Annotated in this window: 15 protein-coding genes and 1 tRNA gene; 12 read left to right on the top strand and 4 right to left on the bottom strand. The window is 67.7% G+C overall.

What is annotated here, in order from left to right; translation table 11 throughout:
• Positions 1–69: 69 nt before the first annotated feature.
• Positions 70–1,329: a c-type cytochrome biogenesis protein CcmI gene (gene ccmI / locus IQ782_RS14745; RefSeq protein WP_194135423.1), complete on the bottom strand. Its 1,260-nt coding sequence runs from the start codon at positions 1,327–1,329 to the stop codon at positions 70–72.
• 220 nt (positions 1,330–1,549) lie between these two features.
• On the opposite strand from ccmI, the gene IQ782_RS14740 reads away from it, so the two are divergent.
• The gene (locus tag IQ782_RS14740) at positions 1,550–2,794 is read left to right on the top strand and encodes a sarcosine oxidase subunit beta family protein (protein ID WP_194135422.1); all 1,245 of its coding nucleotides are present in this window, start codon (positions 1,550–1,552) and stop codon (positions 2,792–2,794) included.
• A gap of 26 nt (positions 2,795–2,820) precedes the next feature.
• Here IQ782_RS14740 and IQ782_RS14735 read toward each other — a convergent pair whose 3' ends face one another.
• A complete protein-coding gene (locus IQ782_RS14735) occupies positions 2,821–3,237 on the bottom strand; it encodes a hypothetical protein (RefSeq protein WP_194135421.1) in 417 nt (138 codons plus the stop codon).
• A 266-nt stretch (positions 3,238–3,503) separates the two neighbouring features.
• Here IQ782_RS14735 and IQ782_RS29785 point away from each other — a divergent pair, with 266 nt between their 5' ends.
• From IQ782_RS29785 to IQ782_RS14690, 9 genes are all read left to right on the top strand, one after another.
• The gene (locus tag IQ782_RS29785; protein ID WP_240989304.1) at positions 3,504–3,905 is read left to right on the top strand and encodes a hypothetical protein; all 402 of its coding nucleotides are present in this window, start codon (positions 3,504–3,506) and stop codon (positions 3,903–3,905) included.
• 114 nt (positions 3,906–4,019) lie between these two features.
• The gene (locus tag IQ782_RS14725) at positions 4,020–4,343 is read left to right on the top strand and encodes a sarcosine oxidase subunit delta (protein WP_194135420.1); all 324 of its coding nucleotides are present in this window, start codon (positions 4,020–4,022) and stop codon (positions 4,341–4,343) included.
• Between the two features lie 82 nt (positions 4,344–4,425).
• Positions 4,426–7,464 carry a sarcosine oxidase subunit alpha family protein gene (locus IQ782_RS14720; protein ID WP_194135419.1) on the top strand — a complete coding sequence of 1,013 codons (3,039 nt, stop codon included), beginning with the start codon at positions 4,426–4,428 and terminating at the stop codon, positions 7,462–7,464.
• Positions 7,457–8,041 (top strand): sarcosine oxidase subunit gamma, encoded by a 585-nt coding sequence (locus IQ782_RS14715; protein ID WP_194135418.1) that lies wholly within the window; start codon positions 7,457–7,459, stop codon positions 8,039–8,041. The genes IQ782_RS14720 and IQ782_RS14715 overlap by 8 nt, the downstream gene beginning before the upstream one ends.
• A 74-nt stretch (positions 8,042–8,115) precedes the next feature.
• Positions 8,116–8,631, top strand: a complete 516-nt coding sequence (locus tag IQ782_RS14710; protein WP_194135417.1) for a hypothetical protein — start codon at positions 8,116–8,118, stop codon at positions 8,629–8,631.
• A 90-nt stretch (positions 8,632–8,721) separates the two neighbouring features.
• On the top strand, positions 8,722–9,321 hold the full coding sequence (locus IQ782_RS14705) for a superoxide dismutase (RefSeq protein ID WP_194135416.1): 600 nt from the start codon (positions 8,722–8,724) through the stop codon (positions 9,319–9,321).
• Between the two features lie 169 nt (positions 9,322–9,490).
• Positions 9,491–10,243 (top strand): uroporphyrinogen-III C-methyltransferase, encoded by a 753-nt coding sequence (gene cobA / locus IQ782_RS14700; RefSeq protein ID WP_194135415.1) that lies wholly within the window; start codon positions 9,491–9,493, stop codon positions 10,241–10,243.
• 94 nt (positions 10,244–10,337) lie between these two features.
• On the top strand, positions 10,338–11,105 hold the full coding sequence (locus IQ782_RS14695; protein ID WP_194135414.1) for an SDR family NAD(P)-dependent oxidoreductase: 768 nt from the start codon (positions 10,338–10,340) through the stop codon (positions 11,103–11,105).
• A gap of 110 nt (positions 11,106–11,215) precedes the next feature.
• Positions 11,216–12,235 carry an LLM class flavin-dependent oxidoreductase gene (locus IQ782_RS14690; protein ID WP_194135413.1) on the top strand — a complete coding sequence of 340 codons (1,020 nt, stop codon included), beginning with the start codon at positions 11,216–11,218 and terminating at the stop codon, positions 12,233–12,235.
• Positions 12,236–12,261: 26 nt separating this feature from the next.
• Here the strand turns inward: IQ782_RS14690 and IQ782_RS14685 are convergent, their stop codons facing one another.
• Both IQ782_RS14685 and IQ782_RS14680 read right to left on the bottom strand, forming a co-directional pair.
• The gene (locus tag IQ782_RS14685; protein ID WP_194135412.1) at positions 12,262–13,317 is read right to left on the bottom strand and encodes a cache domain-containing protein; all 1,056 of its coding nucleotides are present in this window, start codon (positions 13,315–13,317) and stop codon (positions 12,262–12,264) included.
• A 343-nt stretch (positions 13,318–13,660) separates the two neighbouring features.
• Positions 13,661–13,737 (bottom strand) — tRNA-Ile (locus IQ782_RS14680).
• A 359-nt stretch (positions 13,738–14,096) separates the two neighbouring features.
• Between IQ782_RS14680 and IQ782_RS14675 the strand changes: the two genes are divergently transcribed.
• Both IQ782_RS14675 and IQ782_RS14670 read left to right on the top strand, forming a co-directional pair.
• Complete coding sequence (locus IQ782_RS14675; RefSeq protein ID WP_194135411.1) at positions 14,097–14,510, top strand: universal stress protein; 414 nt, start codon at positions 14,097–14,099, stop codon at positions 14,508–14,510.
• A 65-nt stretch (positions 14,511–14,575) separates the two neighbouring features.
• A complete protein-coding gene (locus IQ782_RS14670; protein ID WP_194135410.1) occupies positions 14,576–16,234 on the top strand; it encodes a BCCT family transporter in 1,659 nt (552 codons plus the stop codon).
• The last annotated feature ends 43 nt before the right edge of the window (positions 16,235–16,277 follow it).

Here is a 16,277-nt window from a genome sequence, read left to right as displayed (position 1 = left end):
CTGCGTTAGCCTCGCGGATGGACGCCCGCAAGAGGCCGTGCGCGGGGCCCGCGCCCCAGCTGCCGCACGTCAGTCGGTGACGAGCCCGGCTCGGGCGGCGCCGTCGCGGACCGTGTCCAGCGCCTCGGGGCGGCTGGCGAAAACCTGCTGCGCCTCGGTCCAGATCGCGGCGGCGCGGTCGGTCTGTCCAAGCACGCCGAGCGCGGTCAGCAGGCGCGCCCATTCCTCGGGGCTGCCGCCCTGGCTGGCGAGCCGCTCGGACAGGTTGTCGACCATGCCCTCGATCATCGCCTGGCGGTCGGTGTCGGACATTTCAGAGGCGGCCTGCATGTCCTCGGTGCTGGGGCCGGGCAGGGCGGGCGGGACCTCTCCCTTGAGCGCGGCGCTGGCAATCTCGGGCAGGGCGTAGTCATTGACCCCGGCGCGCCGCGCCAGTTCGGGCATCTGCCCGGCGATGGCCGGGATCCAGGGCGCGCCCGGCTCGCTCTGGCGCAGCAGGCTGTCCCAGATGCGGAAGGCGGAATCGGGGCGGCCGGTCTGGGCCATCATCAGCCCGCCGTAGTAGCGCGCCACGCCGTTGTGCGGATCGCGCGCCATCACCTCGTCGAGCGCCGCCTCTGCCTCGGGCGAGACATAGCCTCCGGCGGCGAGCACCATCATGTCCGCCAGATCGGCAAAATCCGCCGCGCTCGCACCATCACCGCGAAGCGTGATCACCTGGCGCTGCGCCGCATAGGCGGCGCGGTAATTTCCGAGCGCCGCCTCGGAGCGGGCAAGCAGGGCCTGGCCCTGAAGATCGTCGGGGCGGCTGGCCACTGCCTCGCGCAGGCGGGTGACAAGCTGCATGTATTCCGCCGGGGCCTGGGAGGGCGGTGCTTCGCTGACCGCCGCTTCGGCTTCGGCCTGGCTCGGGCGCGTGGCGCGCAGTTCCTCGGCGGCGGAAATCCGGGTGCCGAGCGACAGATCGCCATAGCCCGGCGCGCCAAGCCGCAGGTAGAGCGCGTAGCTGCCACCGAGCAGCGCCAGCAGCACCAGCACGGCGGCGACGCGGCGCGGGCCCCGGCCAACCCGCCCCGTGCCGGGCTGATGCGCCCGGCTGTCGGCGGCGAGAATGCGGCGCGAGACCTCGGTGCGCAGGCGTTCGGCCTCGGCCTCGCCGATGGTGCCGCGGGCACGGTCGCGGTCGATCTCGGAAAGCTGGTCGCGATAGACCTTGAGGTCGAAGGCCTCGGCCCCGGCGATCTCGGTCCGTGCGCGCAGAAGCGCCAGGAGCAGCGGCGCCGAGACGGCCAGCACCGCCAGCGCGGTCACGATCCAGAATGTGGTCATTAAAACTCTCCCGTTCCAGGGATTGTGTAACCGGGAGAGGCGCGGGACAAAAGAGGCAAGGGGCGCGGCATTTGGCCTGCCGTCCCGCCTGCGTGGCGCGGCGGCGTCGGGCGGTTTCTGCCGATCCGGCGTGGCGACACCAAGGGGGTGGTTGCAGCCGGGCGCGGGCCGTGCAGGTATCGGGGTACCCTTGGGGTCAACAGAGGCGGATTCGATCAAAATGAAACGCTATTCGGTCTTTGCCATCGCCCGCGAGGCGGCACGCTATCACACCGGCTGGGCCCGCGCCTGGCGCAAGCCCGAGCCGAAGCGCCGTTACCAGGTGGTGATCGTCGGTGCGGGCGGGCACGGGCTCGCGACCGCCTATTACCTTGGTAAAAACTTCGGCATCACCGATGTGGCGATCCTCGAGAAGGGCTGGCTCGGCGGCGGCAACACCGGGCGCAACACCACGATCATTCGCTCGAACTACCTGCAGGATCCTTCCGCCGCGATCTACGAGAAGGCGCGCTCGCTCTACGAGGGGCTGAGCCAGGACCTCAACTACAACGTCATGTTCAGCCCGCGCGGCGTGATGATGCTGGCGCAGACGGAACACGAGCTGCGCGGCTACCAGCGCACGGTGCACGCCAACCGCCTCCAGGGCATCGAGACCGAGATGATCGGCCCGCGCGAGGTGAAGCGGCTCTGCCCGATCATGAACATCGAGGGGCCGCGCTACCCGGTGCTCGGCGCTCTCTGGCAGGCGCGCGGCGGCACCGCGCGGCATGACGCCGTGGCCTGGGGCTACGCGCGGGCCTGCTCGGACATGGGCATGGACATCCTCCAGAACTGCGAGGTCACCGCCGTGCGCGCCGAGGGCGGCAAGGTCCAGGGCGTGACCACCAGCAGGGGCGAGATCGACTGCGACAAGCTCGGCATCGTCGTCGCCGGGCATTCCGGCGTGATGGCCGAGAAGGCGGGCTTCCGGCTGCCGATCGAATCCGTCGCGCTGCAGGCGCTGGTGTCGGAGCCGATCAAGCCCTGCATGGACGTGGTGGTCATGGCCAACACGGTGCACGGCTACATGAGCCAGTCCGACAAGGGCGAGATGGTGATCGGCGGCGGCACCGACGGCTTCGTCAACTACACGCAGCGCGGCTCTTTCCAGCACATCGAGGAAACCGTGCGCGCGCTGACCGAGACCTTCCCGATGATCAGCCGCCTCAAGATGCTGCGGCAATGGGGCGGCATCGTCGATGTCACCGGCGACCGCTCGCCAATCCTGTCGAAGACGCCGCTCGAGAACTGCTTCCTGAACTGCGGCTGGGGCACCGGCGGCTTCAAGGCGATCCCCGGCTCGGGCTGGGGGTTCGCCGAGCTGATGGTCAAGGGGCATTCACCGCTGACCGCCGAGTTCGGGCTCGACCGCTTCCGCGAGGGCCGCTTCATCGATGAGAGCGTCGCGGCCGGGGTGGCGCATTGACCGCGCGACGCCCCCGATATGCGCCGTCAGTGGCGGGTGCTGCCGCGCGGCAGCGTCACCGGCAGCGGCGCGGCCAGCTCCATGAGACCGGCCTGGCTGCCCTGTCCGTCGTTGCACGGCGGGTGCCAGCTCTGGATGAATTCCAGCGCCACGGCGTGACGGTCCTCGGGGCGCGCCAGGGCGACCGCCCCGATGGTGTCGAACCCCAGCTCGTTCGCCCGCGCCCAGGCTCCGCCGGGCAGCTTGTCGCGCTCGAGCTGCGTGCCGAGCGCGCAGGTCTCGCCGACGTAGAGGATTTGCGCCTGCACGGCGCGGCCCTCGGGCAGGCGCAGCAGCATGTAGACCGCGCCTTCCTCGGCAAGCTCGGTGTCGCGGGTGAACAGCTCCAGCGGGTAGCGGCGTCCGCGACGGCTGGTCAGGGTCAGGGTCAGAAGTCTGCTCATGGGGCCTCCTTGGTGTCGGGCGCGTCTGGGCCGGGATGCGCCCTTGGGTCCCTCAGGATAGGTCCCGTGCGGCCCGCTCCATTGTTCTGCGACATCGCAGTGCTGACATCCGCGTGTAATTACCGCTTGCGCCGCGATTTGAGGCGGCGAACCACCGTCGCTGCCTCATCGCTAGGCGGAAAATGGAGCATGGCGCAGGGCTTCCGGAACTGCCGTCAGCCAAGCCGCGTTCTCTCCCCAGTCACGCTATGCACTGGAGAAGAGAAATGTCCGATTACACCACCGACACCCGCACCCCGCGCGATCCCCGCCTCGAGTCGCGTCCGGCGCGCGATCACACGACAACCACGACCACGACCACCACGAAGAGCGGCGCCGGCGCCGGCATGGCCTTCATCCTCGGCATCGTTGTCGTGGTCCTGGCCGTTCTGGCCTGGGCAATGTTCGGCGGCAGCGACGACAGCGCGCCGGCCCCGGCCGATGACGTCAACGTCACCATCCAGGACGGCAGCGCACCCGATGCCGGCGCAGCCCCGGTCGAGACCGCTCCGGCCGAGCCCGCAGCTCCGGTCGAAACCGCTCCCGAGGCCGCTCCGAGCGATGCCGCACCCGTCGAGACGGCCCCGGCCGATGGTGCCGCAACCGACACGACCAACGGCGGCAACTGACCCGCGCCGCGCCGTCCCCGGCGCGACGTCCAGCCTCACTGGAAGGCCCGGCCCCGCAGCGGTGGCCGGGCCTTTTGCGTGCCCGGCGCCCACCCCCCGAAACGGAGCAATCCGATGCTGATCCTCCCCTGTCCCTGCTGCGGCCTCGAGGCCGCGGAGATCGAGCTCGCCCCCGGCGGCGAGGCGCATCTGAAACGCTTTGGTCCCGGCAGCAGCGACGCCGAGTTCGAGGGCTACCTGTTCAACCGCCACGCGGCCAAGGGCCCGGTGCTGGAACGCTGGCGCCACGCCTATGGCTGCGGCAAGTGGTTCCTCGCCGCGCGCGACAGCGTGACTATGGAGGTCTACGGCACCTATGCCGCGCGCCTGCCGCAGCCGCCCGAGGAGATCATCGCCCGCATCCGCGCCCGTCACCCCGATTGGCAGGTGCCCGCATGAGCCTTCTTCTCTTTCCAAATACGCCCGCGCAGGGCCCCGCCACCGGGGACGCCGCCGGGTCCACGTGCACGAGGTTCCGCAGATGAGTACCCGTCTGGCCGGCGGCGGCCGCTTCCTCGACCGCACGCGCAAGATCCGCTTCACCTTCGACGGCGAGTCGATGAGCGCCCATCCCGGCGACACGCTCGCCTCGGCGCTGCTCGCCAACGACCGCCTGCTGGTCGGGCGCAGTTTCAAGTATCACCGCCCGCGCGGCGTGGTCGCCTCGGGCGCCGAGGAGCCGAACGCGCTGGTCGGGCTCGGCACCGGCCCGCGCTTCGAGCCGAACCAGCGCGCCACAACCACCGAGCTTTTCGACGGGCTGACCGCCGAGAGCCAGAACCGCTGGCCAAGCCTCGAGCAGGATGTCGGTGCGGTGAACGCGGCGCTCTCGCGCGTCCTGCCGGCGGGGTTCTACTACAAGACCTTCCTCTGGCCGCGCGCGTTCTGGAAACACCTCTACGAGCCGGTCATCCGCCGCGCCGCCGGTCTCGGCAAGGCGCCGCACCCGGAAAGCCGCGATGCCGACACCTACGAGCATTTCCATGTCCATGTGGACGTGCTGGTGATCGGGGGCGGCGTCGCCGGGCTTCAAGCGGCGAAGGTCGCGGCCGAAAGCGGCGCGCAGGTTTTGCTGATCGAGCAGTCGGCGCATTGGGGCGGCCGCGCGCCGGTCGATGGCGGCACGATTGACGGAGTTTCTACGGAGGAGTGGGTCGAGAAGACCCTCGGCGCGCTTGACGCGCTGCCCAACCTGCGCCGCATCGCGCGCTGCATGGGCGCTGCGGTGCAGGACCATGGCTATGTGCTTGGCTACGAGCGGCTGACCGACCACGCACCGGGCAGCATCGGGCCCCGCCACCGGCTCTGGCGCATCCGCGCCCGGCAGATCGTCACCGCGACCGGTGCCATCGAACGCCCGCTGAGCTTCGCGGGCAATGATGTGCCGGGGGTCATGCTGGCTTCGGCGATGCGCGATTACGTGGTCAACTACGGTGTGACACCGGGCCAGCGCGTGGTGCTGGTGACCAACAACGACGACGGCTATCGCACGGCGCTGGTGCTGGCGGAGGCCGGGGTCGAGGTGGTGCGCGTGCTCGATGCGCGGCAGATGGGGGGCGGCGCGCTGATGGTCCAGGTGCGCGAGAAGGGCATCCGCGTCGATCCCGGCCGCGCCATCGCCAGGGTCAGCGGCGGCAAGCGGGTGCGGACGGTGCACAGCTGTCTCGCTGACGGCACGGGCAACGTGCTCGAGGACATCCCCTGCGACGCGGTGGCCATGTCCGGCGGCTGGTCACCGGTGGTGCATCTCTGGTCGCATTGCGGCGGCAAGCTGCGCTGGGACGAGGCGGGGGCCTTCTTCCGCCCCGATCCCGCGCGCCCGCCGACCGGTGCCGATGGGCAGGCCATGGTAGTCCCCGCCGGCTCTGCGAATGGCGAGTTGACGCTGAGGAACTTGCTGCAAGATGCGGTGAAGGCAGGAAAAAGCGCGGCTCTTAAAGTTGGGTGTGAGGTCGGCGATATCCGCGTGCCGCTGGGGCAGGAGGTCGCCGAGTCCGCGCTCATGCCGCTGTGGATCGTGCCTGCCAGGGCGACGCCCGACCTGCGCATGAAAGCCTTCCTCGACTATCAGAACGACGTAAAGGTCTCTGACCTGCAACTCGCCGCGCGCGAGGGCTACGAAAGCGTCGAACACGCCAAGCGCTATACCACGCTCGGCATGGCCACGGATCAGGGTAAACTCAGCAATATCAATGGACTTGCGGTTCTTTCTGATGCGTTGGGTGAGCCGATCCCGCAGGTCGGCACCACCACCTTCCGGCCGCCCTACACGCCGATCTCATTCGGCGCGATCACCGGCGAGGCCCGCGGCGCGCTGTTCCAGCCGCTGCGGCGCACGCCGATGGACGCCTGGCATGACGCCAATGGGGCGCAATGGGAACCTGTCGGGCATTGGCGCAGACCCTATTGCTACCGCCGTCCGGGCGAGACCACCGAGATGGCGGTGAACCGAGAGATCCTCGCCACCCGCCGCAGCCTCGGGCTGCTCGACGCCTCGACGCTTGGCAAGATCGTGGTGAAGGGGCCGGACGCGGGGCGCTTCCTCGACATGCTCTATACCAACATGATGAGCACGCTGCCGCTCGGGAAATGCCGGTACGGGCTGATGTGCAACGAGAATGGCTTCCTGATCGACGACGGGGTCGTCGCACGCCTGTCCGAGGACAGCTGGCTCTGTCACACCACCACCGGCGGTGCCGAACGCATCCATGCTCACATGGAAGACTGGCTGCAATGTGAATGGTTTGACTGGCGAGTCTACACCGCCAACATCACCGAGCAATACGCGCAGGTCGCGGTTGTCGGACCCGAGGCGCGCAGGCTGCTGGAAAAGCTCGGCGGCATGGACCTCAGCCGCGAGGTGCTGCCCTTCATGACTTTCGCCGAGGGCACGCTTGGCGGTTTCCCGGCGCGGGTCTACCGGATCTCCTTCTCGGGCGAGCTGAGCTACGAGGTGGCGGTTCCGGCGAACCTCGGGCGCGCCTTCTGGGGCAAATTGCTCGAACTCGGCGCCGAATGGGACGTCACGCCCTACGGCACCGAGGCGCTGCACGTGATGCGGGCCGAGAAGGGCTTCATCATGATCGGCGACGAGACCGACGGCACGGTGATCCCGCAGGACCTGAACCTTGGCTGGGCGATTTCAAAAAAGAAAGAGGACTTCCTCGGCAAGCGGGCGCAGGAGCGCGTGCACATGGCCGATCCGAACCGCTGGAAGCTGGTCGGGCTGCAAACCCCCGATGGCGGCGTGCTGCCCACGGGGGCGCTGGCGCTGGCACCCGGCAAGAACGCCAACGGCCAGCGCAACACGCAGGGCCGGGTGACCTCGTCCTACTTCTCGCCGACGCTGGGGCGTGGCATCGCCATGGCGCTGGTGCTGGACGGGCCGCAGCGCATCGGCGAGGAACTGACCTTCACCACCGACGATTACGACGCGGCCGACGAGGCGAAGACAACGCTCACGGCGACGATCGTGAGCCCGGTCTTCTACGATGCCGAGGGGGCAAGGAACGATGTCTGAGAGCTATCCTGAGCCGGTCAGCCCGCTCATGGGCGCGTCTTCCGAGGGGGCGCTGACCGTGCGCGAGGCGGGCCCGACGGGGATGATCGCCCTGCGCGGCGATCTGTCCGATCCCGCGTTCACCGGGCCTGTCGCCGCGCTGGCGGGGTGCCCGCTTCCGACAGTCTGGCAGGCGCGCGGCGGCGACGGCCGCACGCTGCTGTGGATGGCGCCGGACGAGCTGCTGCTGCTCTTGCCCTATGCCGAGGCGCGGCAGGCCGCACCAAGGCTTCAGGCCGAGCTTGACGGGCGGGCTGTGCACGCGCTGGTGCAGGATGTATCGGACATGCGGGTGCGGCTGCTGCTGACAGGACCGCAGATGCGCGAGGCGCTGGCGCGGCTGACCCCGGTGGACATGTCGCCAGCGATGCTCGCACCGGGCAGCCTGCGGCGGACGCGGATCGCTCAGACCGCGGCCGCGATCCGGGTGATCTCGGAGGAGGAGGCAGAGGTTCTCTGTTTCCGTTCGGTTGCCGACTACGCCTTCCGGCTGCTCGGCGGTGCGGCGAGAAATGCTCCGGATTTCGGGTATTTCTGAATGACTTCGCATTGCGCCGACGGGCGGGCACCCGTAGCGTCAGCTTGGTGAATGTGCGCAAGAGGGGTGCTTGGATGAGAGGTTTGGCACGTGCCGTGGCCATCACGCTGGGCGTTGCCCTGCAGTTGGCCCCGGCGGCTGCGAGCCCGGCGCCCGATGCGCTGAAGCTGGTGGGCGATCAGGTCGGCGATCAGGCGGCGGCAGAGTCGATCTCGGACAAGGCAGTGGGCTACCTGTGCCAGCTGCGCGTGGCCTACAGCCAGCGCTGGGTGCCGCCCGTCCTGTTCATCGCCCATGATCCCGAGACCGGGCGCGTGGTGATCTCGGACCCGGTGGCGCTTTATCACAACGCGGGACTGCCGGTCCGGGGCAAGGTTGCCTCGGAGAGCACGGCGCGGGTCAGTTTCACCTGGGATTACCCGGTCGGAGCGGGCAGCCAGCAGACCCGCAGGATGCTCTACCGGGCGGGGATCGACAAGGCGAGCGGGAAGGTCACCGTCACCGCCATCCCCGCCGGATTTGATTCGGTGTTTCAAGCAGATGGCCGGTGCGAGGCACAACCTCTCGACGAGCTTTCCGCACAGCCCTGAGTGCGATGGTACACCAGACTTCGCTTGACCTCGCGTGTGGCAGGTCTAGGAATACACCCAAACTTTACCGACAGGCGAAAGGAAACGCATATGTCCTTTGAACTTCCCGATCTTCCCTATGCCCACGATGCGCTCGCGTCCAAGGGCATGTCCAAGGAAACGCTGGAGTATCACCACGACCTGCACCACAACGCCTATGTCACCACGCTGAACAAGCTGGTCGAGGGCACCGAGTGGGCCGGCAAGTCGCTGGAAGAGATCGTCAAGGGCACCTACCAGGCCGGCGCGGTTGCCCAGAACGGCATCTTCAACAACGCCTCGCAGCACTGGAACCACACCCAGTTCTGGGAAATGATGGGCCCGGGCGAGAACGCCATGCCGGGTGAGCTGGAGAAGGCGATCGCCGAGTCCTTCGGCACCTTCGACAAGTTCAAGGAAGACTTCGCCGCCGCCGGCGCCGGCCAGTTCGGCTCGGGCTGGGCGTGGCTGGTCAAGGACACCGACGGTGGCCTGAAGATCACCAAGACCGAAAACGGCGTGAACCCGCTGTGCTTCGGCCAGACCGCGCTGCTGGGCTGCGACGTATGGGAGCACTCCTACTACATCGACTTCCGCAACAAGCGCCCGGCCTACCTGGCGAACTTCCTCGACAACCTGGTGAACTGGGAAAACGTGGCCTCGCGCCTGTGATTTCCTGACCTCAGGTCGAACGTTCGACGCCCCGTGCCGCAAGGTGCGGGGCGTTTGCATTTTCGCGAGTTCACGCGCGATTCCCGGTGGATGGCGCGATGCCTTGCTTGCGCTGCCGCGGCGCGCGGCGTAGCACGGGACGCATTCTTGACCCGATCGCGGAGGCCCCATGTCCGGCTTTGTCAGTTTCGTCTCCTCCGGTCCCGGAGATCCCGAGCTTCTGACCGTGCGGGCGCTCAAATGCCTGCAAAAGGCCGATGCGGTGCTCTACGACGATCTTGCCTCGGGGCCGATCCTCGAGCTTTGCGCAGCCGGGACCGAGATGGTGGCCGTCGGCAAGCGCGCTGGCTGCCCGTCGCCGAAGCAGGAGTTCGTCAGCGCGCTGCTGGTGGATCACGCGCTGGCCGGTCAGCATGTGGTGCGGCTGAAGTCGGGCGATGCGGGGATTTTCGGACGGCTCGAGGAAGAGATCGCCGCGGTGACCGCAGCGGGTATTCCCTTCGAGGTGGTGCCGGGCGTGACCTCCGCGTCTGCCGCCGCCGCCGCCGCCGCGATGCCGCTGACCCGCAGGCTCACCGCGCGCCGCCTGCAATTCGTCACCGGCCATGACGTAACGGGAGCGCTGCCCGAACAGATGAACATGGCCGCGCTGGCGGATCCCGAGGCGGTCACCTGCCTTTACATGGGGCGGCGCACCTTCTCGAAGCTGGCCGAGCGGCTGATCGCGGCGGGGATGCCGCCCGAGACCCCCGCGCTGATGGCGGAGAACGTCAGCAAGGAGGGCCAGCGCATGGTGTCCTCGACCGTGGCGGAACTGGGAGAGGCGCTCAAGGAAGCGCCGAGCCGGGCGGTGGTGATGATCCTCTATGGCGCGCTTGCCACCCCGGTGCTCGATGCCGCAGAGCGCAGCACCCTCGCCTGAGCACGCCCTGACGCAACGTTCCGCGCCGCTGCGCTGGACGGGGCACGGCGCCTGCGGTTCAACTCCGCCCCGAGGATAAATCGGGAGGAGTATCATGCAGATCGGTGCAAACCTTGTGGCCGTGGTGTCGGGCGGTGCGTCCGGGCTGGGGGCTGCCACGGCGACACGTCTTGCGGCGCTGGGTGCCAAGGTCACGCTGCTCGACCGCGATGCCGAGCGCGGGCCGGTGACCGCGGCGGAGATCGGCGGGCGGTTCATCGAGACCGACGTGACGGATCCGGCGAGCGTCGCCGCGGCGCTGGCGCAGGTGCACGGGGCCGAAGGCGCGCTGCATGTGGCGGTGAGCTGCGCCGGGATCGCGCCGGGGGCCAAGACCGTCTCGCGCGGCGAGCCGCATGATCCGGCGCTCTTTGCCCGCGCCATCGCCATCAACCTCACGGGCACCTTCAACGTCGCCTCGCAGGCGGCGGCGCTGATGGCGAAGAACGCGCCTCTCGACGCCGACGGCAATCGCGGTGTGATCGTCAACACCGCCTCGGTCGCAGCCTACGAGGGGCAGGTGGGGCAGGTGGCCTATGCCGCGTCGAAGGGCGGCGTCGTGGGCATGACGCTGCCGATGGCGCGGGATCTGGCGAGCCTGGGGATCCGTGTCTGCGCCATCGCGCCGGGTCTGTTCCTGACGCCGATGATGCAGGGGTTGCCGCAGGAGGTGCAGGACAGCCTGGGCCAGCAGGTGCCCTTCCCGGCGCGGCTTGGCGATCCGGCGGAATATGCCGCATTGGTCCAGCACATCATCGAGAACTCCATGCTCAACGGCGAGGTGATCCGGCTCGACGGCGCGATCCGCATGGCGGCGCGCTGAGCCGGTTTGTGCAGGTGCACAGGGTGAGAGCTGCTTTGTGCGTCTGCGCAGGGTGACGGTGCGGGCAGGCGGGACCTATATCGGGGTCAACACGGAACAAGAGGTGCCGCATGACCCGCATTCCCTTCAGCCTGCTCGACCTTTCCCCGGTCCCCGAGGGCAGCACGCCGGCAGAGGCGCTGGCCAACACGCTCGATCTTGCGCAGCACGCGGAGCGCTGGGGCTATGAGCGCTACTGGCTGGCGGAGCACCACAACATGCGCGGCATCGCCTCGGCGGCGACGTCTCTGGTGATCGGACAGGTGGCGGCGGCGACGAAGACCATCCGCGTCGGTGCGGGCGGCATCATGCTGCCCAACCACGCACCGCTGGTCATCGCCGAGCAGTTCGGCACGCTCGAGACGCTCTTCCCCGGCCGTATCGACCTCGGTCTCGGCCGCGCGCCGGGTTCGGACCAGGTGACCGCCATGGCGTTGCGTCGCAATCTCAATTCCGCCGCCGACCGTTTCCCCGAGGACGTCATCGAGCTGCTGGGCTACTTCCAGGAGGCCGAGGACCATCAGGCCGTGATCGCGGTGCCGGGTGAGGGCACGCAAGTGCCGGTCTGGATTCTCGGCTCGTCGCTCTACGGCGCGCAGCTGGCCGCGCATCTGGGGCTGCCCTATGCCTTTGCCTCGCATTTCGCGCCCGACGCGCTCGAGCAGGCGATCGAGGTCTACCGCACGCGCTTCCAGCCCGGTGTCACCCGCGCGCCGCGCTTCATGCTCGCCGCCAACGTCTGGGCGGCCGAAACCACCGAAGAGGCGCTGAGGCTCAAGTCCTCGCAGCAACAAGCCTTCATCAACCTGCGCACCGGGCGTCCGGGACGGCTGCCGCGCCCGGTGGCCGATATCGCGGCGCAGACCGATCCGCGCTTTCTCGCGGCGGCCAATTCGGCGCTGAGCATCTCGGCGGCGGGCGACCGTGACAAGGTCGGCGCCGAGCTTGAGGCGCTGGTCGCGCGCTACCAGCCGGACGAGTTGATCCTCACCGGGATGATCCACGACCACGCGGCGCGGCTGCGCAGCTTCGAGATCGCCGCCGAGGTGCTTGGACAGGAAAAAGGCGCAGCGACCGAACGCTGCGCCTGAAGTCTGCATCGTGCTGTGCGCCGGGCCTAGGGCTTGGCGCGCAGCGACTGTATCTGCGTCTGAAGCCGCGCCAGAACCGCCGACAGCAACATGCTTTCGCGCGTGGCCTGCTCCTCGCGGGGGTAGACCATCTGACCGTCGGCCAGCGCCGTCGCGGTCCGGATGAGGCGCAGGAACGGCCGCGTAAGGTGATGGAAGAGCAGCAAGGTCGAGAGCAGCACGCCGAGCCCGATGGTCATCAGGATGAGGTTGATGTTGCGCAGGAACTGCGGGAAGGCCGAGCCGAAGGCATCCGCGCGCACATCGACGATGAGCGTCCAGCCGAAGCCGGGCATGGTATCGAGCGTGAAGTTCGGCAGCACGGCATAGAGGTGCCCGGCGTCGCTGCGGTGCAGGCGCGTGCGGTCGGCGTCGGGGCGTCCGGCAAGGATCATTCCCTCGACCCGCGCGGGCAGATCGGTGCCGGCCTCGGGGCGGGTGTCGACCAGTGTCTGGCCCTTGCGGTCACGGATAATCGCGCTGAGGTCGAGTTCCTGTGCGGCCTGCTCCATGTACTCCGCGACCCAGGAGATGCGCACGCTGTAGACCGCGACGGCCTGGGTGTCGCCGAAGCTGTCCTTGACCGGCATCGACAGGTTGATCAGGCTGACTTCCTCTTCGGTGCCCTCGTTTTTCGTATAGGCGGAGCCGACGGTCTCGCCGCTGAACCCTGCCCGGAACCAGTTGCGCTGCGAGACGTCGTCGCCGAGGCGCTCGCCACGTGACCCGGCGATGATCACCCCGTCCGGCGAGGCGAACCCGACCCAGGCGATCTGACCACCGGCACGCACCACGGCATTGGCGAATTCCTGCATCTCGGGGGCTTCGGCATAAGCGGTGCGGGAGGCGACGGCACGCAGCGAGTCCCATTCCCGGCTTATGGCCTTGTTGAAGGTCTGTGCCAGCGCCTGCGCACCGCGCAGGCCGAGCTCGCGCTGGAGCTGCACCTGATATTCCTGCGCCTGCCACCGGATGCCGAAGATTGCCGCGGCGGTTGCGGTGACCAGCACGAAGCCTAGGATTCCGAGAAAGGTCGTATTCATTTTCGGGTGTCGATCAAGGCGATCTGGCATTGGTTACCCTTTCTCTCATTCACTACTCGGCCCGGACCGCGCTGCGCGGTCAGCCCCGTTGAGGGGCGGCGCGTCGCGATCTTGGTTAATGAATTGTTAGAGCGAGGGCGGGGAAAAACTGTGATTGAACTGTGGCGGAAATGGGTCAAATCGCCCATGTCGATCCGGAATTGTTGAAGAGATGTGGTCGAATGTCGTCAACGCGACAGTCTGCCGACTGGTTGTCGTCTGGAGGGCAACAAAATTGGCAGGATCCAAGGCGGCGCGGGTCCGCCGGGGACGGGGGACGCTCTGCCGTGGTATGAGGGGGATTTGGTAGGCCCGGCAGGACTTGAACCCGCAACCAAGGCGTTATGAGCGCCCTGCTCTAACCAATTGAGCTACAGGCCCACCTTGTGGCCTGAGTACCATTCCAGCCGCGCCGGTCAAGTGGGCGTTGCGCTTGCCGTTGCTCCGGGAGGCGGTTCTGTCAGGGCTGGGCGGACGAGGCGGGGCACGGAAGTCCGGTTTTTCTTGTATCAGAAGCCTTTCCCTCACGCGATCGTGCGCTAGGTCACCCCTTGTCATCGCAGGTCCGCGGCCCTTGGGCGGCGCGCGTTGCCGGGTGTCGGGTGGTGGTGAGCAGGGCAGGTCCCGCTCGTCCACGGTCTGGCACCTAGGGGTGTTCGCAGGTGTCTACTTGCAGAGACCTCTAAATAAAACAATCACATAGGTCCGGGAGTTCCGGGCTGCCAAAGACGGAGGGGTCCATGTTCAACTGCATCATGGTTCCGGTCGATCTGACTCATGCGGATCGGCTCGCGAAGGCGTTGAAAGTGGCGGGTGAGCTTGCCGCGCATTTCGGTGCGCGGCTGGTCTACGTTGGGGTGACCGCCGCGACACCCTCGGCCATTGCGCATACCCCGCAGGAATATGGCGAAAGGCTCGCCAGCTTCGCCAAGGCGCAGGGGCTCGCTGTCGGGGCCGAGGCCTCGGCCCATCCGGTGGTGACCCATGATCCGGCTGTCGATCTTGATCCGGCGCTGATCAAGGCGGTCGAGGAGACCGGTGCCGACCTGGTGGTGATGGCCAGCCACATTCCCGGACTGGCAGAGCATTTCTGGCCGTCCAACGGCGGCACGATCGCGGCGCGGGCGAAGGTCTCGGTGATGGTGGTTCGGTGACGTTCGGCCGGCGATGCAACACAAGACACTGAAAATAAACGTAAGAAGAAAAGGAGGGTCCACGCGTGAGTGACACACCGGATACTGATACCACGGACCTGGGGATCCCTGCTCCAGAGGGTGCATCGGAGATCATCGAGACCGACTACGAGATCGGTCAGGACAATATCGAGGCGCAGTTCGGACCGTTCGGGCTCGACATTCACAACCCGGTCTTCGTGATCTCTGGGGCGGTTGTCGTTGCCTTCGTGTTCTATACGCTGGCGCTGCCCGAACAGGCCGGCAGCATCTTTACCTGGCTGTTCTCCTTCGCCACGAAGACCTTCGACTGGTTCTTCCTCGGCGCGGCCAACATCTTCGTCATCTTCTGCCTGCTGCTGATCGTCACGCCGATGGGATCGGTGCGGCTCGGCGGCGCCGAGGCGACGCCGGATTACGGTTACGCAGGCTGGTTCGCCATGCTGTTTGCCGCCGGCATGGGCATCGGCCTGATGTTCTTCGGGGTGCTCGAACCGGTGTACCACATGGCGGTCAGCTCACCTCTGGGCGTGCCCTCGCCGTTTGATGCCGACGGCAATCTCATTCCCGAGAACGTCGAGGCCGCCAAGGCCATGGGCCTAGCGGCAACGATCTTCCACTGGGGGCTGCACCCCTGGGCGATCTACGCGGTGATGGCGCTGGCGCTGGCGCTGTTTTCCTACAACAAGGGTCTGCCGCTGACCGTGCGCTCGGCTTTCTACCCGCTGCTGGGCGAGCGGGTCTGGGGCTGGTGGGGCCATATCATCGACATTCTCGCGGTGTTTGCGACGCTCTTCGGCCTGGCCACCTCGCTTGGCTTCGGAGCGCAGCAGGTCAACGCCGGGCTCAACCATGTCTTCGGCCTGCCGATCGGGCCGACCATGCAGGTGCTGATCATCACAGGCATCACCGCGGTCGCGCTGATCTCGGTGGTGCGCGGTCTTGATGGCGGGGTGAAGGTGCTTTCCGAGATCAACATGGTGCTGGCTGCCGCGCTGCTGCTCTTCGTGCTGATCGTCGGACCGACGATGCTGATCTTCAGCGATTTCGCCAGCGGGCTCTGGGCCTATATGGTCGATCTCGTGCCGCTGTCGAACCCGGTGGGCCGCGAGGACACCGACTTCGTGCAGGGCTGGACCTCGTTCTACTGGGCGTGGTGGATCAGCTGGTCACCCTTCGTCGGCATGTTCATCGCCCGCGTCAGCCGTGGCCGCACGGTGCGCGAGTTCATCACCTGCGTGCTGATCATCCCGAGCCTCGTCTGCGTGCTGTGGATGGCGGTCTTCGGCGGTGTTGCCATCGATCAGGTACTGAGCGATCCGGCGACCAGCATGGTGAAGGCCAATGTCATCGACAGCTACAACCCGCCGCTGTCGCTCTTCGCGATGCTCGAGGCGCTGCCGATGTCGTCGATCACCTCTGTGCTCGCGGTGGTGCTGGTGATCGTGTTCTTCGTCACCTCCTCGGACTCCGGCTCGCTGGTCATCGACACGATCACCGCGGGCGGCAAGGTCGATGCGCCGGTGCCGCAGCGGGTGTTCTGGGCCTGTTTCGAGGGCGCGGTGGCGATCGTGCTGCTGCTTTCGGCCGGGGGACTGTCGTCTCTCCAGTCGATGGTGATCTCGACCGGGCTGCCATTCACGCTGGTGCTTCTGGTGATGTGCCTGGCGATCTGGCGCGGATTGCAGGCAGAGCGCCGCGCCTGAGGCGCAGGCGGAACGGTACAGGCGCGGGCCCCCTCGGGGCCCG

It is taken from the genome of Salipiger mangrovisoli (genome assembly GCF_015223355.1).
Lineage (GTDB): Bacteria > Pseudomonadota > Alphaproteobacteria > Rhodobacterales > Rhodobacteraceae > Salipiger > Salipiger mangrovisoli.
Note: the sequence above shows the minus strand (reverse complement) of the source record. Positions and strands in the feature narration are given on the sequence as shown.

Excerpts from the sequence above, each read along its gene's own strand:
- ccmI (WP_194135423.1), bottom strand. The coding sequence starts at position 1,329 with ATGACCACATTCTGGATCGTGACCGCGCTGGCGGTGCTGGCCGTCTCG.
- IQ782_RS14740 (WP_194135422.1), top strand. The coding sequence starts at position 1,550 with ATGAAACGCTATTCGGTCTTTGCCATCGCCCGCGAGGCGGCACGCTAT.
- IQ782_RS14735 (WP_194135421.1), bottom strand. The coding sequence starts at position 3,237 with ATGAGCAGACTTCTGACCCTGACCCTGACCAGCCGTCGCGGACGCCGC.
- IQ782_RS29785 (WP_240989304.1), top strand. The coding sequence starts at position 3,504 with ATGTCCGATTACACCACCGACACCCGCACCCCGCGCGATCCCCGCCTC.
- IQ782_RS14725 (WP_194135420.1), top strand. The coding sequence starts at position 4,020 with ATGCTGATCCTCCCCTGTCCCTGCTGCGGCCTCGAGGCCGCGGAGATC.
- IQ782_RS14720 (WP_194135419.1), top strand. The coding sequence starts at position 4,426 with ATGAGTACCCGTCTGGCCGGCGGCGGCCGCTTCCTCGACCGCACGCGC.
- IQ782_RS14715 (WP_194135418.1), top strand. The coding sequence starts at position 7,457 with ATGTCTGAGAGCTATCCTGAGCCGGTCAGCCCGCTCATGGGCGCGTCT.
- IQ782_RS14710 (WP_194135417.1), top strand. The coding sequence starts at position 8,116 with ATGAGAGGTTTGGCACGTGCCGTGGCCATCACGCTGGGCGTTGCCCTG.
- IQ782_RS14705 (WP_194135416.1), top strand. The coding sequence starts at position 8,722 with ATGTCCTTTGAACTTCCCGATCTTCCCTATGCCCACGATGCGCTCGCG.
- cobA (WP_194135415.1), top strand. The coding sequence starts at position 9,491 with ATGTCCGGCTTTGTCAGTTTCGTCTCCTCCGGTCCCGGAGATCCCGAG.
- IQ782_RS14695 (WP_194135414.1), top strand. The coding sequence starts at position 10,338 with ATGCAGATCGGTGCAAACCTTGTGGCCGTGGTGTCGGGCGGTGCGTCC.
- IQ782_RS14690 (WP_194135413.1), top strand. The coding sequence starts at position 11,216 with ATGACCCGCATTCCCTTCAGCCTGCTCGACCTTTCCCCGGTCCCCGAG.
- IQ782_RS14685 (WP_194135412.1), bottom strand. The coding sequence starts at position 13,317 with ATGAATACGACCTTTCTCGGAATCCTAGGCTTCGTGCTGGTCACCGCA.
- IQ782_RS14675 (WP_194135411.1), top strand. The coding sequence starts at position 14,097 with ATGTTCAACTGCATCATGGTTCCGGTCGATCTGACTCATGCGGATCGG.